1 rRNA gene is annotated in these 460 nt (G+C 52.2%); it reads left to right on the top strand.

Features of this window, described 5'->3' with window-relative positions:
• Positions 1 to 460 (top strand): 16S ribosomal RNA (locus HMPREF3057_RS05225); the annotation flags it as partial.

Raw genomic sequence — 460 nt, forward strand, 5'->3', positions numbered from 1 at the left:
GGTAACGGCTCACCAAGGCGACGATACATAGCCGACCTGAGAGGGTGATCGGCCACACTGGGACTGAGACACGGCCCAGACTCCTACGGGAGGCAGCAGTAGGGAATCTTCGGCAATGGACGGAAGTCTGACCGAGCAACGCCGCGTGAGTGAAGAAGGTTTTCGGATCGTAAAGCTCTGTTGTAAGAGAAGAACGAGTGTGAGAGTGGAAAGTTCACACTGTGACGGTATCTTACCAGAAAGGGACGGCTAACTACGTGCCAGCAGCCGCGGTAATACGTAGGTCCCGAGCGTTGTCCGGATTTATTGGGCGTAAAGCGAGCGCAGGCGGTTAGATAAGTCTGAAGTTAAAGGCTGTGGCTTAACCATAGTACGCTTTGGAAACTGTTTAACTTGAGTGCAAGAGGGGAGAGTGGAATTCCATGTGTAGCGGTGAAATGCGTAGATATATGGAGGAACA

This window comes from Streptococcus sp. HMSC072D05 (assembly GCF_001815805.1).
Taxonomy (GTDB): Bacteria; Bacillota; Bacilli; order Lactobacillales; family Streptococcaceae; genus Streptococcus.